This is a genomic window from Cytobacillus sp. BC1816 (assembly GCF_051353635.1).
In the GTDB taxonomy this organism is placed as follows: domain Bacteria; phylum Bacillota; class Bacilli; order Bacillales; family Cytobacillaceae; genus Cytobacillus; species Cytobacillus oceanisediminis_C.
Map to the genome: position 1 here is coordinate 2,507,407 of NZ_CP195611.1, position 15,137 is coordinate 2,522,543.

A 15,137-nucleotide genomic window follows, 5' to 3' on the forward strand; every position below is an offset into this window, starting at 1 on the left:
TATCTTACATTTATTTCCTTCTAACTTTTGTCACAACTTTTCATATTTGCTTATGTTAATATCATTTACACAGTGATAACTAAGTTAAATTAGGGTTTTAAGGATGTTTATGTTTACCAGCTATATATTTTTTTGGCATCTTTGTGAAAACCCGCACATTATTTGTGAATTATTTAACAATAGTTTTTTGTCAAAAGGAGATGAAACATCAGATGAAGAAAATGCTGCTTTCTTTAACAGCTCTATTGCCCTTAATGGTTCTAAGCGGCTGCAATATGGTTGTGTTTGAACCTCAGGGCCCCGTTGCAAGAAGCATTACCGAATTAATTAACTGGTCCCTGATCTGGATGCTTCTTGTCGTTGCAGTCGTGTTTGGATTATTCGGCTACATTGTGTGGAAATACCGTGAACGACCTGAGAATAAAGATTATGAACCCCCTGAGGAGCATGGAAGTACACTTCTTGAAATTATCTGGACCGGGATTCCGATTTTAATTGTCATCGCCTTAACAATCCCGACAGTAAAAACACTTTATGCGCTGGAAGAAACACCTAAAGGCTATGAAGAAAAAGAACCTATTACAATACATGTAACATCTGCTGACTGGAAATGGATCTTCAGCTATCCTGAAGAAGGCATTGAAACAGTGAACTATGTCAATATTCCAGAAGATAGGCCGGTTCTCTTTAAAATGACATCTGCCAGCACCATGCAATCTTTCTGGGTGCCTGCACTAGGCGGACAGAAATATACGATGCCCAAAATGGAAACGGAACTGTATCTTGTCGCAGATAACCCTGGATCATATGAAGGACAGAACACCAACTTTAACGGCCGCGGATATGCGGATATGAAGTTTGAAGTCCTTGCTCAAACACAGGAAGATTTTGACCAATGGGTTGACGACGTTAAAGATACAGCACCTAAACTGACTGAGAAAGAATACGAAGGGCTGCTGAAGCCTACACATTTAGGAAGGCTGACATATTCCAATACTCATTTAGAATGGGTTAACCATGCTGATCCAAATTCGAAAGCTTATACAAATCCTGAGCTCTACAGAGGCCATGGATATCAAGGTAAAACCTTCGAAGAAGATGACAATTATAAAAATGAGAATCCAAACGTAATTGAAGGTCATGGCGAAGAAGATAGCCATGATAGTCAAGAAAACCATGGAGGTGACCATCATGGGCATTAAATGGGATGAGTTTTTTATTACTGGGGACCCCCTTATACTAGGTTCACAGATTGCTATTTTATTAACGATGATTGGTGCAGTAGCTGCCATCACTTATTTAAAAAAGTGGAAATACCTCTGGACAGAATGGCTGACTACAGTTGATCATAAAAAAATCGGTATCATGTATATCATCTCCGCAGTATTGATGTTCTTCCGCGGCGGGATGGACGGTTTGCTGATGAAAGCTCAGACAGCACGCCCTGAAATGGAATTTCTGAATTCCCAGCACTATAATGAAATCTTTACAACACACGGCGTTATTATGATTCTTTTCATGGCGATGCCATTCTTGATTGGATTAATGAACGTTGTTATTCCGCTTCAAATCGGTGCGCGTGACGTTGCCTTTCCGCAGCTGAATGCACTTAGCTTCTGGCTGTTCTTCAGCGGAGCTATGCTATTTAATATTTCATTTGTCATTGGGGGATCGCCTGATGCAGGATGGACATCTTACTTCCCTCTTGCAGGCAAGGAATTCAGCCCGGGAATCGGCAATAACTTTTATGCAGTCGCGCTGCAAATTGCTGGTATCGGGACACTAATGACAGGTATAAACTTCATCGTTACGATTTTGAAAATGAGAACAAAAGGCATGACACTGATGAAAATGCCAATGTTCACTTGGACTACCTTTGTAACATCCATTCTGATTGTGGCTGCTTTCCCTATTTTCACAGTTGCATTGGCATTGATGACATTCGACCGTCTGTATGGAACACACTTCTTTACAGTATCAGGCGGAGGAATGGATATGCTTTGGGCTAACCTGTTCTGGCTTTGGGGACATCCCGAGGTTTACATTGTTGCCCTTCCTGCATTCGGTATTTTCTCAGAAGTTATTGCAACTTTCTCAAGAAAATCATTGTTTGGATATAAGTCAATGGTATTTTCCATCCTTGGAATTGCGCTTTTAAGTATGGTTGTATGGGTCCACCATTTCTATACAATGGGATCAGGCCCTGCGGTTAACTCTTTCTTCTCCATCACGACAATGGCGATAGCCATACCGACTGGGGTTAAGATGTTTAACTGGCTGTTTACGATGCGTAAAGGCCGCATAAAAATTACTTCCGCCATGCTATGGGCACTTGCATTCGTGCCATGCTTCGTGATTGGCGGGGTTACCGGCGTAATGCTTGCAATGGGTGCAGCGGATTATCAGTATCACAATACATTATTCCTGGTTGCCCACTTCCACTATGTATTAATTCCAGGTGTAGTATTTGCGGTATTTGCAGGTCTTTACTACTGGTGGCCAAAAATGTTCGGTTTCATTCTTAATGAAAAAATCGGGAAATGGCATTTCTGGCTTTTTGTTATCGGCTTTAACGTAACATTCATGCCTATGTTCTTCCTTGGATTAAACGGAGCTGTAAGACGTGCATACACATACTCCGCCGAGTCTGGATTTGCACCACTCTTCATGCTTTCGGCAATTGGGTCCATCATTCTGGCAGCCGGATTTGCTGTATTCTGCTACAACATTTACTGGAGCATCCGCTATGCCGACAGAAACATCTCAAGCGACCCATGGGATGCAAGGACATTGGAATGGTCTACTGCTTCACCTGTTCAATTCTATAACTTTGCAAAACTGCCGGAAGTTAAATCCCTTGATCCTTTCTGGCACATGAAGAAAAAGAATGAAGGCTTAACGTTATTTGACAGTGAAATCGAAGAGATTCATATGCCAAGCAATTCCTGGCTTCCGATTTATATGGGTGTCATCTTTGGGATTGCAGGCTTCCTCCTTGTATTTGAATGGCACATCGCTGCAGCTGTAGCTGCCATCGGCATTTTTGCTGGATTGATCATTCGTTCATTCGATTACAATGAAGGCTTCCATGTTAAGAAAGATGAAATTCACAGAATTGAAAATGCCTGGAGAAAAACAGAAGGAGAGGTGCACGATCATGTCAGCTAAAGTGGATACTTCTTTGCCCCTTGAATATCAAACTGAACAGGACCGGATGAATATTCTTGGCTTCTGGGTTTTCCTTGGCGCTGAAATCGTTCTATTTGCCACTCTGTTCGGAGTATATGGCGTATTATATGAACGCTATGCAGGAGGACCAACACATAAAGATATCTTTGTTATCAAGGATGTCATGATTCAGACAGTCCTCCTTTTAACAAGCAGCTTTACAATGGGCATCGCCATTTTTGAAATGCGCCGCCATAACCTGAAAGGGCTAATCACCTGGCTGGTGATTACCCTTGCTCTTGGCGCAGGATTCCTATTCATGGAGATTAATGAATTTATCCATTATGCCCATGAAGGCGCAACGATGCAGACAAGTGCGTTCCTTTCCAGCTTATTTGTCTTGCTGGGCACACACGGAGCCCACGTTACTTTGGGTATTGGCTGGGCAACTATGGTCATTATTCAGCTTTTAAAAAGAGGCCTTACCCCTACTACAGCAAGAAAAACGTTTATTATCGGCCTTTACTGGCACTTCCTTGATGTAGTCTGGATCTTTATTTTCACATTCGTGTATTTGAAGGGACTGGTGGCTTAAATGGAACATCATCAATCAAAAAGCTTCCCTATAAGCCATGTCATTGGATTTGTTGTTTCTCTTGTGCTGACATTTGGAGCAGCAGGAATTGCCTTAAAAACGAACCTCTCTTTTAAAGTGATCATGTGGATCATCGGCTCACTGGCTGTCATACAGGCAGGCATGCAGCTGTTCATGTTCATGCACTTAAGAGAAGGCGAAGACGGCAAAACGAACTTAGTAAATATGATTTATGCCGTATTTATGGTTATTGTTATTGTAGTAGGTTCTATTTGGGTCTTAACCTCTGGGCACGCAGCTCATTAAATCAAGAAAAGCTCCATCGCCTTTTCTCCCCGCTGGAGCTAGGACAAAACAAAAAACCGGTCTCCCATTTGGAGGCCGGTTTTATTTGTATTGTCTGATACCCTTGCTTCCCTTTGTCATTTCTTCCATTACGTTGATAAAAAAACCAAAACCAAATATCAGCATGGATGATACCATGATACTTAAGCCAATTGATAATATATATTCACCTGTGAGACCGCTTACAAAAAAGCTTGAAATAAAGACAATTAATCCTAGTAAAATACCGGCCGCAGTCACATTTCTAAAAAAGTGCAGCACCTTTTGCTGTTTTAAAGTCATTTTTTCATCCCCTTTTATTTAATATTCTAACTATGTTCACAAATTTGTCAAACTTTTTGTCACAAATTCGTCAAAATTATTTATGCAAAAAAAAAGCCTTGCAAAGGTGCAAAGCAAAATTTACTACTGATACAGCTTTTTAATGTTCTCCAAATCTTTCTTTAAATTGCCTATTTCCTGCCTGGTCAGCATTAATGGCATTTGATCGTAAAGTGTAATAATCTGTCCTCCCTCATCCTCTTCATGAAGGGATAAATAGTTATACAAATTTTCACATTGATTTTTGTTGAGGACCGACTGGGTACTGAAATTTTTAACCTTTTGGATCTCAAAAGCACTGGTTTCTGCATCATATACACCTGTTATGATGTTGCCCTGCAATGTGTGTGACAAACTATCACTCCCCTTTTTGAGTAATATACCCATTTTTCAGGAGCAGTTTCCTATAATAAGAAAAAACCTCTTTGAAAATTTTCAAAGAGGCTGATTTTATTAGGATACACTTTTTTGAGATTGAATCATTTCATCTGTCTTTCTTATGATTAATCTTGGAGCCGAAGATATAATTAATACAGCTAAAATCGAGCAGAGAATAGCTGCTCCGAGCATGGTTGCACCGTTTGCCAGGAAGGAAAAAAGAACCGGTGACATCCCTTCTGGCGCATAGCTTCCAAAGAAAAGGACACCTGCTATGAAATGCCAGAAATACCGGGCAAGGCTTCCGGCAAACACAGCTAAAACTACCCAGCCCAATGCCTTTTTCTTGTTTCCGCTGCGCAGCTGATTTTGAATTGGGCGGAAAAACAAACCAGCTAAACCAATACAGGCAAATGCAATAAAGTATTCGATAAATGCCTGAAGCGGAGTCGCAATCCAGGCATCACCCATGGCAATCTGCAATATTCCCCATAATAGACCGGAAATGAAGCTCACCTTAAAGCCCCATCTGAATGCCAAAATGAATATTGGTATCATCGCAGCAGAAATCGAAATGGAAGGCGACAGCTTTAAAGATGGAAGGAAATCCAAAATAATAGCAAATGCTGCAAAAAATGAAGCTTCAATCATCGCCGTCAGGCTTAATTTTTTCATAAAAAAAATCCCCCTTTAATCGTATGACGATACCCCAAGGGAGAACAAGCAGGCAGAAAAACCCCTTCCGCCTTTTATTCCACATTCCTGCGCTAGCATTATCTAACAGGTTCAAAGGGTCAGAACAGCGAACTGTTCACTCTCAGCAAAATGCTCCCCTTGTGGCACGTTATTGTATTATCCGATTTTAGTATAAATGAAAAAATTGAAAGTGAAAAGGATTTATTTTTCCTCGCCAAATATAATCTGTTTATCCCACTTTCCGATTCGGTAATACATAAAGGCAATGACACTGCTTATGGCAAAGCTGATCCCCATGCCTGCAGCTATACCTTTATCACCCATAAGCTTTGAAAATATAAATGTTAAAGGATAGCGCAGGATCCAGAATGAAATAATATTCAGTACCAGCACTTGAAACATCGCACCAGATGCTCTTACCACACCATTCAATATAAAATTAATGCCCAGGAGCGGATAAAAAAATGCAATGATCTTTAAATAGTCAGTGCCATACTTAACTGATTCCTTATCCTGAATAAACAGGCGCACCCCGTGTTCGGCAAATAGGACCGTCCCAAAGGCGATGATGAACATGATTCCAAGATTGTAAACTACTCCGTACAAGGCAATTTGATGAACTCTTTCCCATTGATTTTTCCCTATATTTTGACCAGCCATACTGTTGACTGCAGTCCCCAATGCCATAGCCGGAAGCATAATGATGCTGTCAATGCGCTGTGCTGCACCAAATCCCGCAACCACGTCACCGCCAAAGGAGGTGACAACAGACATAATAGCCATAACACCAGCCGATATAACAGTCATTTGGAGTCCTGAAGGGATGCCAAGCTTAAAAATTAATGCTGCCTCCTCTTTATGCGGCCAAGAAGGGACAGAGAACGGTGCCAGCTTTTTGCGGAGTATGAATATCATTCCGATCATAAATGCGAACCCCTGTGAAAGGATTGTTGCATAAGCTGCCCCATCAATACCAAGCTGGTATACAGATATAAAAAGAGGATCCAGGATTGCATTTAATACGACTGCTATCAGGACAAAGTACAGAGGACTTATGCTGTCTCCGAGCGCTCTAAGTACAGTTCCTATAAAGTTGTATCCAAATAAAAACAGAATTCCAATGAAGTTAATCTGTAAATAGGATGCTGCACCTTCTGCCATTCCCGCAGGTGTACCCATAAAGGCCAAAATTCTTTCTGCAAGCAGGAATCCAGCTATTCCTAGAGCAACTGACATAATTGTCTGAATGACGGTAAAGGCATTCAAATATCGTTTCAGCCCCTCTTCATGATCTCCGCCTTTTTGCTGGGATAAGATCGTTAACGCCGCATTGTTTATTCCAATGATAAAAGAAAGAACTGTAAAGATTACAGTTCCTGACACCGCGACAGCTCCCAATGCGTCAGCCCCTAGCAGATTCCCAACCCATAGACTATCAATAAATTGATAAGAAACCTGCAGGAAATTAGTAAGCATGATTGGAGTTGAGAACACCAGGAGCTGTTTGAATATATTTCCTTTTGTAAAATCCTGCTGAGCCATCTTAACACCTTTTTTCCTTATATTTTTCACAGTTCCATTATTCCCTATTTCACATTCTGTTTCCAATTTTATGGTTTTGATTTTGATTAAGTTTTATGATTTTATTTTCTTCACCGCTGTCACATTTTTATCACAAATAGATGCACCTGAAATGCTGTTATAGCACAATCTCTCTAAAAAACTATTATTTTTCCATAATTTACAACGTTTAAAAAGCGTAAAACCCTGTAATTAACAATTCTTTTTCCTTATAATGTAGGTATGTTTAATGAGGAGGGAAATAGTTGAAATCACGTCTTAAGAAGCCTTCGACGATTGTTTCTATTGCATTGGTGATCACGGTGATTTTGGCGGCGGTTATTTGGACCGTACAAGCAGGAAAAAAGGATGTGACAGTCCCATTTTCTTCTGTGGAAAAAATTATTGCCTCCCAGGATGGAAAGACTGTTGCAGTACAGGAATATAAAAATGGGAAACTGCTGATCACAGCCCCTGATGGCGAGTACATCTCCCATGTGCCTCCCAACAGTGAGATGGTTGATAAATTAGTAGAAACCTATAATATACAATATACATTCGCAACCACAGGACCTTACACCCCTTGGATTCTGGGCGGTGTAGTCCTTTTGTTTATAGCCATTGGCATTTACCTGTTTAAGTCAGGAAAAGGCGGAATGGGTGCTACAAATACAATGAAGCAAAGTGTATCTAAGCCAAAGGCTCTTCCTTCCATTTCACTTGAAGATGTTGGCGGAATTCAGGAAGAAATGAAAGAGGAAATCATGCAGACACTTTCAATATTAAAAGAACCCGAGCGCTCACTGAAGATGGGGATTAAGCCGCCGAAGGGAATTCTATTATACGGGCCTCCTGGAACGGGAAAAACATTGCTGGCTCAGGCAATCGCTAAAGAACTTGGAGCAACGTTTTTCTCAACCAGCGGTTCCGGTTTTAATGAATTGTTCGTTGGTGTGGGAGCATCCCGAGTAAGAAATCTTTTCCAAAATGCCAGAAAGCATGCTCCTGCTGTCGTCTTCATTGACGAAGTAGATGCATTGGCGGGCAGAAGAAAGCAACATGGCGGAGAAGAAAGCGAAAAAACTTTAACTGAGCTGTTAGTCCAGCTGGACGGCGGACATTCCAATGATGGAATACTATTTATTGCAGCGACAAACAGGAAGGATATGCTCGATGAAGCATTCCTCCGTCCGGGACGTATTGACTTCTCCTTCAATGTCCCTCTTCCGGATACAAAGGGCCGAAGAGAGATTATCAATATTCACACGAAAAATAGATTACTTGCTGAGGATGTCATGACAACACTTGGCGATTTAGCTGAAAGCACTTCTGGATTCTCGGGAGCAGATCTTCATTCCCTTTTTGAAACGGCAAGCCGCAGAGCTGTCCGAAACGGCCAGGAAATTATCTCAAAGGATGATTTGGATTATGCGCTGGACCGGACCATACTGGGAACAACCACCCGGGCATTGCAGGATCCCGGTACGAAGCAGCGGGTTGCCATACACGAAGCTGGCCATGCTTTAGTGGCTGCTTTAACAAAACCAGGATCCGTCCGAAAAGCAACCATCATTCCCCGGGGTGAAGCACTTGGTTACGTAGCTCCTATTCAAAAAGAGCTACACTTATCGACAACAAGTGAATTGCTTGATCAGGTTGCCATGATTCTCGCTGGCGGTGTATCAGAACGAATGATTCTTGGCGAGCATAGCATTGGAGTAAGCGGTGATGTTAAACAAGCCAAGCATATCATTGAGCAAATGGTTGACACCGGGTTACTGGATAACGGCTTTGAGCTTACTTTTAACAAAGGTCAAAAAGAAGCAAAAATGCAGGATCTTTTCCAGAAAGCACTGGAAAGATGCGAATTGATCATCGCAAATCATCAGCGTCAATTTGAAACTCTCGTAGATGCCCTTCTTGAAAAAGAAACTCTTGAAGGCAGTGAAGTCCAGAATATTGTTGGAGAATTGAAGACTGAAATGGTAATAGCATGATAAGTAACCGGCCCCTGGGGGCCGGTTTTTATAATGGAAACTGCGGGTCATAAGTAAATAATCAAATTTATTCCATAATAATGTTATGTAAACAAATGGTCCTTCAAATAAACAGAATTAATATAATTGTTCCCATATAAAGGATTCTTCCTCTCTTTTGTTTAATTACTAATATACCTACATGTTGAAGGAATGGTTCTTTTGTATGATTTTACAGCTGACTTGATTTTTCACTTTCTGATTATGATGATGATCCCTTTTATCCATAAAATCTCTTCCCATCAGGGGGATCGCTTGAAGACTTCGGCCCCGCTTTTTTCTGGTCTTTTTTTAGCCCTTTTCCTTACTATGACTTTCCCGGTGGAAATTGCAGGCGGTCAGTTTTTTGACTTGAAATTTATTCCTGTTTTTGTCGCCTATTTTTACATTAACCCTGTTGCGGGTTTCCTGACTATTTTTGTATTGATTTCTTTTAAGGGCTTTTTTTCACCAGGAGATATTTGGATTGCGCTCGTAAATTACACATTTATTTCTTTGCTCTTTTTCTATGCTTCAAAATTCTATAAAAAATGTACATTTAGACAAAAACTCAGTATAGCTGTGTTATTTTATCTTCCCATTACGATAACCAGGTATGTTATTCTCCTTCAAAAGGATATAAAAGAAGACGCTCCATACTTACTATTGTTTTCAGCAGTTTCCATTGTGACTCTTTCTATGATTATCTATTTGATTGAAATGAATCTGCTTCAGGAAAAGATGATGCAAAAACTGAGAGATGCTGAAAAAATCAATGCGATCAGTCAGCTCGCTGCGTCTGTTGCCCATGAAATTAGGAATCCAATGACTACTGTAAGAGGGTTTTTGCAAATGCTTAAAAATGAAAAAAACCTGACTGCAGATCAAAAGTCCTTTATTAAAGTTTCTTTGGAAGAGCTGGACAGAACCAATCATATTATTAGTGATTTCCTTTCACTTGCACGACCGGAAACTCCTGGTGCCAGTAAAGTTTCTCTTTCCGGAGTACTATTGGAAGCGGCAGATTTTATGAGGCCTTATGGACTGATGACAAAGGTTGAAATAAGGACAAGTATTTTTGAAGGGATTTTTATCATGGGTAATCCAAATGAAATGAAGCAATTATTTATAAACGTAATGAAAAATAGTATAGAAGCCATGCCTGATGGCGGTATTCTAGAGGTTAAAGCATTCAAAAGAAATACTGCAGCAGAAATACAAATTAAAGATGAAGGTGTTGGAATGTCAAAAGAAAAACTTCAAATGCTCGGTCAGCCCTATTACTCAACTAAAACAAAAGGAACCGGCTTAGGATTAATGATATCTTTTGACATCATCAGTCGTTTGAAAGGGAAATATTTAATAGAAAGCACACAGAATAAAGGAACCAATTTTACTATTTCGCTGCCGTTATATTACTCGCCTGAAGAGGTTCGGCTGCCTCCTTTCGAAAACAGGTCTGAAGGTCAGCGTATTAATGAGAGTTAATTCGAAAAATAAATGCTGGCAGCACGGGATAGCTTTAAACGGGATGGATCAAATACATTAACTTTAAAGTACCAATGAAAAAAGCCTCCAAAACTGAAGGCTTTTTTCATTTATCCCCTACCGGATGCACGGCCTCTTATAAAGTTTACAACAATGATGATCGCTGCTATTACCAGCAGTATATGAATGATGCCCCCTGCTACTTTAAATATTAATCCGAGTATCCATAATACAAGCAGAATACCTGCTAAAGTCCAAAGCATGCAATTCACCCCTTCCTGTTGATCTATTATTTACATACCCCTAACAATGGGGACTAATTCATGAGTAAATGAAAAATACAAAAAAAACATTGCCGCACTTTTTACAGTTCTGACAATGTTATGTTTTGCAATGGATGGATATTTTTATTCAGAAAGTATTTCATTTTCCAGCACTTTTGCGGCAGCCGCTATTTCTCCGTTCTCTTTTAATAAAGCGAATAGTCCTTTGATTACCACCATTTCAGGTCTGGATTTTCTTGTTTCTTCTGATATGCGATTGGCAATTTCTTTTAATGAGGATGCTTCACTTTTTTCCAAATCCTTAAGCTTGGTATAAAACGTTTTCCATGCCTGCTCCCTTTTCTCAAAAGAAATGAATGCACCTTCTTTGTCCATTTCAACAACAAAATCCTTCATCATCTCTTCATCTAGAATCGGATGGCTGTTTCCCCTGATAAAGTCAATTGCCATTGCTTCAAGTTGTCTGACGATATGCTTTCCAATTTTTGCAGGTGAAATTTTCGCCTTTCCAGAAACCATGAGCATCATATAGGTCCGATATATGGATTGAATCATAAACAGCATATCCCATTTATATGCTGAGAGTTCTTCGCCATAAAGACTGACTAGACTCTTTTCCAGCCAGGAAAATAACCGTCCTCTCATTCTGTGTTCCATAGCGGAAATTTTTTTACTATTTGTGGCAGCTTCTCCCCTCATATGCATCTTCATATATGCTTTATATTCCAATATTCCTTCAAACTGAACAGTGAATTGTTTCTCAAGCTTTTGAAGCGGCGGCAGATCTTCATCCAGACCGATGATAAATACCCTCTCAAATACAAGCTGCTGATAATGTTCATATATGGATATCATCAACTCTTCTTTTGAAGTAAAAAAAGAATACAGGGATCCTTTGGAAATCCCGACCCCATCTGCGATTTCCTGCATGGAGGTCTGATTGTACCCTTTCTCTGCAAATAGGCTTACTGCAGTTTCTAAAATTGCTTCCCGTTTATTCATATCCTAAACACCTCATACATAAGTTTTCGTCCCTCAGCACATCCATTCTTGACTCCATTAACAAAACACTTCAAAATGACTATTAAGTCGGGGTGAAAACCTTTATTTTTCAATACATTAAAAGTGATTTATTTTCATTTTGACCCGAAAGTCATTTTTTTAGGAGGAGAATTTATGCTTGAATGGATTCTAAAGCGATCCAAAATCATATTAATCTTATTTTTATTGTTTGTTATCGTAGGAGCCTTTACATTTTTACAGCTCCCTCAAAGGGAAATTCCTGAAACAGCCATTAATATCGGGACGGTGAATACGGTTTATCCCGGAGCGACTGTTGACAGTGTGGAGAGAAATATTACGAATCCCATTGAGACAAAATTGCAGTCCATTGATGGGATTGAAGAAATCAGTTCTTCATCAGCAGCCGGTTTCTCTGCTATTATCGTAACCGTATCTGACGGAGAAGACAAAAAAGAAGTGTTCAGCAATATCCGGCAGGCTGTTTCAGATGCAGCCGCCGGATTTCCTGAGGAAGCCTTTGAGCCTGAAATTAATGAATCGAATGTAAAAATGCCAATCGTTTCTTACCATCTTACAAGTGACAGTATAGATAACCTTCTTCCTTTACAGGATGAACTGGCGCGATGGAAGGAAGAAGTTGAATCGTTAAAAGGAGTTGAAGGTGTAACTATTAAAGGTTTAGCTGAAGAAGAAATCGCCATCCAGCTTGACCCAGAATCACTAAAAGAAAAGGGCATCATTCTGCCTGATGTGATCGAGGCAATAAATGAAGAATACTACCCTGCGCCAATAGGAAAACAAGAAATAAATTCAGAAATCGTTCAATTGACCGTCGATCATTTTACAACTGAGGATGAGCTTGAGAATGTATTTGCAGGCAAGACTCCCCAGGGTGAATCAGTCGTTCTCGGTGATATTGCCAATGTAGAAATTGTCCAGAAGGAAAAAGGAGATATTGTTACATTTAAAGGCAAACCTTCGATTTCATTTACAGCTTTTGTGGAAGCAGGACAGGATATTCCGTCAGTTGATGAAAGCGTAAGCGAAAAAATGGAGGAACTCAGTAAATCCCTGCCTGAGAATGTGGGTATTGAGAATTATTATTCTCAGGCTCATCTTGTCACTGAGATTTTTGACGGGCTTTTCCTATCCCTTGCCATCTCAGTCATTGCGGTTATATTAACAACAGCACTTGGCCTTACTGTTTCAGGCGCATTTGTTGTTGCACTGGCTATACCTATTTCAGTATTAATCGGGCTTATTCCCCTGCCGGTTTCCGGGGTTGATTTAAATCAGATCTCGGTGATTGGTGCCATAATCGCATTAGGGATTTTGGTTGATGACTCCATAGTTGTTAATGATAATATCCAGAGAAGGTATAAGCTCGGGGACAATGCATTAAAAGGAGCCATAAATGGGACAAAAGAAATCTGGGTTTCGATTGTTACGTCCTCCCTGGCGATTGTTTTTACCTTCCTGCCGCTTATCTTTCTGTCTGGAGGGAATGGAGCATTTATCCGTGCGCTGCCAACAGTGCTGATTACAACCATTTTGGCTTCAACTTTGGTTGCACTGATATTTGTACCAATGATGCGCTACATGATGTACAGCAGAACGAGCAGGAAAGTTCCGGATGCACCCGGTCTTTTGGGAAAACCGCTGAATAAATCAGCAGATCTATATGCTGACAAGCTTTTAAAGTCTATTTCCAAAAAACCTAAGCTTGTTTCTTTCTTAGGATTGATAGTTACTACAGCTATCCTAGGCCTTGCTTTGTTAACGCCCTTTGAGTTCTTCCCTGCTGCGGATCGTGAAGAAGTCACTATAGATGTGTCATTGCCGATCGGTACAACACTTGAAGAGACTGCTGAAGAACTTGAGAACATTGAAAAGATGCTTTTAAGCGACAAGGGTGTGAAGGAAACAAGTGTCTTTGCCGGGACTGGTTTGCCTAACTTGTTCAATAGCTCCCTTAATGTGACTGGTTCCAATACAGGTCAGATTGTTGCCCGGGTGGACCGTGAGAGCCAGACGGCACAGGGGTTAATCGATGACTGGTCGCCCATTTTGAGAGAGAAATATCCCGATTCAGAAATATTCATGGAAACGATACAGCAGGGGCCTCCTGCTGGTGCACCTGTGACGGTAACAGTCAAAGGGCCTGAGTTAGAAAAACTGCTGGAACTCCGCGATAATCTCTCCAGAGAAATGAATGAAGCAGGAGCCGACTTTGTAGTCGATAACATTGGCAGTATGGAACCAACTTTAAAATACGTACCGAAGAGAGAGCTTCTTGAGGAATATGGGATAACGGTAAACGAGATCAGTGAGCAGATTCGGCTGGTTACAGAAGGGATCCCGCTTAAAGCTTTTGATAATGGTGTTGTCAAAAGAGATATGAGTATCCTTCTTGGAGAAAAAGGTGCAGAACTTGACCTATCCAAGCTGGAAATACCAGCGGAAAGTACTCAGGGTGGACCTCCAGCAATGATTTCCGCAGATACGCTTGTTGAGGAAGAAAGAACGGAAGAAATTCAGCGGATCCCTCACCAAAATGGAGAAAGGGCCATTACAATCAGGGCTTTCCCGAAGGATGAGAAAACCTTTAAGGAAACCGTGCAAAATCTAGTAGAAGACGAACGTGAAAAATTGAATGATCAAAATTACAGTATTTCAATAGGCGGGGAAAACCAGGCACAAAATGATTTCTTTGCCGAAATAACGGTATTGTTTATTATTGTGATCTTCCTTGTCTATTTGCTGATCGCATTTCAATTTAATTCCCTTGGCCTGCCATTCCTTGTGTTAGTTGCCGTTTACCTGGCGATTGCCGGTGCGATTCTAGGCTTGTTCGTTACACAAACGCCAATCAGTTTCCTTGCTGTTATGGGCATGGTTTCATTGACCGGCATAGTAGTCCGCAACTCTGTTGTTTTAATCGAATTTATGGAACAGGGATTAAAAACAGGAATGACCATTCAAGAAGCAGTAGTAGAAGCTGGTCGTGTCAGATTCAGGCCCATTATCCTGACTGCATTAACATCAATCGTTGCTTTAATACCTGTTGCAGTAAGCGGCGACGCACTCTTCACGCCGCTTGCCATCACCATTATCTCAGGCATTTTATTCTCGGTCATCCTGACCCTGATCATTGTTCCGATGATGTATCTCGCGTTTAAAAAGGTGCCGCACACCCATGCCATACAAGATCAATAAAATCATACAAAACCTTCCTGTATTCAGGGAGGTTTTGCTGCATCCTTT

General features: G+C 40.7%; 13 protein-coding genes and 1 riboswitch. Of the genes, 7 read left to right on the forward strand and 6 right to left on the reverse strand.

What is annotated here, in order from left to right:
• Nucleotides 1-212 precede the first annotated feature (212 nt).
• Genes qoxA through qoxD form a run of 4 tightly spaced genes read left to right on the forward strand, consistent with a single transcriptional unit; the run spans nt 213 to nt 4,069 of the window.
• Nucleotides 213-1,202 (forward strand): cytochrome aa3 quinol oxidase subunit II, encoded by a 990-nt coding sequence (qoxA, locus tag ACR42H_RS12885; protein ID WP_436376597.1) that lies wholly within the window; start codon nt 213-215, stop codon nt 1,200-1,202.
• Nucleotides 1,192-3,168, forward strand: coding sequence for a cytochrome aa3 quinol oxidase subunit I (gene qoxB / locus ACR42H_RS12890; protein ID WP_436376599.1), 1,977 nt, complete (start codon nt 1,192-1,194; stop codon nt 3,166-3,168). The genes qoxA and qoxB overlap by 11 nt, the downstream gene beginning before the upstream one ends.
• Entirely contained in the window at nt 3,158-3,763 is a 606-nt protein-coding gene (qoxC, locus tag ACR42H_RS12895; RefSeq protein ID WP_113880964.1) for a cytochrome aa3 quinol oxidase subunit III, read from the forward strand. Before qoxB ends, qoxC begins: the two co-directional genes overlap by 11 nt.
• Nucleotides 3,764-4,069: a cytochrome aa3 quinol oxidase subunit IV gene (gene qoxD, locus ACR42H_RS12900; RefSeq protein WP_113880965.1), complete on the forward strand. Its 306-nt coding sequence runs from the start codon at nt 3,764-3,766 to the stop codon at nt 4,067-4,069.
• An 81-nt stretch (nt 4,070-4,150) separates the two neighbouring features.
• Here the strand turns inward: qoxD and ACR42H_RS12905 are convergent, their stop codons facing one another.
• The 4 genes from ACR42H_RS12905 to ACR42H_RS12920 form a co-directional block, all read right to left on the reverse strand.
• On the reverse strand, nt 4,151-4,390 hold the full coding sequence (locus ACR42H_RS12905; protein WP_113880966.1) for a hypothetical protein: 240 nt from the start codon (nt 4,388-4,390) through the stop codon (nt 4,151-4,153).
• 123 nt (nt 4,391-4,513) lie between these two features.
• Nucleotides 4,514-4,783: a hypothetical protein gene (locus ACR42H_RS12910; RefSeq protein WP_113880967.1), complete on the reverse strand. Its 270-nt coding sequence runs from the start codon at nt 4,781-4,783 to the stop codon at nt 4,514-4,516.
• Between the two features lie 99 nt (nt 4,784-4,882).
• Nucleotides 4,883-5,482, reverse strand: a complete 600-nt coding sequence (gene thiT, locus ACR42H_RS12915; RefSeq protein WP_113880968.1) for an energy-coupled thiamine transporter ThiT — start codon at nt 5,480-5,482, stop codon at nt 4,883-4,885.
• A gap of 67 nt (nt 5,483-5,549) precedes the next feature.
• Nucleotides 5,550-5,652, reverse strand: a riboswitch (TPP riboswitch).
• 52 nt (nt 5,653-5,704) lie between these two features.
• Entirely contained in the window at nt 5,705-7,045 is a 1,341-nt protein-coding gene (locus tag ACR42H_RS12920) for an MATE family efflux transporter (protein WP_113881226.1), read from the reverse strand.
• Between the two features lie 284 nt (nt 7,046-7,329).
• On the opposite strand from ACR42H_RS12920, the gene ACR42H_RS12925 reads away from it, so the two are divergent.
• Both ACR42H_RS12925 and ACR42H_RS12930 read left to right on the forward strand, forming a co-directional pair.
• Complete coding sequence (locus ACR42H_RS12925; protein WP_113880969.1) at nt 7,330-9,060, forward strand: AAA family ATPase; 1,731 nt, start codon at nt 7,330-7,332, stop codon at nt 9,058-9,060.
• Nucleotides 9,061-9,252: 192 nt separating this feature from the next.
• Nucleotides 9,253-10,566, forward strand: a complete 1,314-nt coding sequence (locus ACR42H_RS12930) for an ATP-binding protein (RefSeq protein ID WP_436376603.1) — start codon at nt 9,253-9,255, stop codon at nt 10,564-10,566.
• Between the two features lie 110 nt (nt 10,567-10,676).
• On the opposite strand, the gene ACR42H_RS12935 is transcribed toward ACR42H_RS12930, so the two are convergent.
• On the reverse strand, nt 10,677-10,829 hold the full coding sequence (locus ACR42H_RS12935) for a lmo0937 family membrane protein (RefSeq protein ID WP_113880971.1): 153 nt from the start codon (nt 10,827-10,829) through the stop codon (nt 10,677-10,679).
• Nucleotides 10,830-10,973: 144 nt separating this feature from the next.
• Nucleotides 10,974-11,852 (reverse strand): TetR/AcrR family transcriptional regulator, encoded by an 879-nt coding sequence (locus tag ACR42H_RS12940; RefSeq protein WP_436376605.1) that lies wholly within the window; start codon nt 11,850-11,852, stop codon nt 10,974-10,976.
• Between the two features lie 174 nt (nt 11,853-12,026).
• On the opposite strand from ACR42H_RS12940, the gene ACR42H_RS12945 reads away from it, so the two are divergent.
• A complete protein-coding gene (locus ACR42H_RS12945) occupies nt 12,027-15,089 on the forward strand; it encodes an efflux RND transporter permease subunit (RefSeq protein ID WP_436376607.1) in 3,063 nt (1,020 codons plus the stop codon).
• Nucleotides 15,090-15,137: the final 48 nt, after the last annotated feature.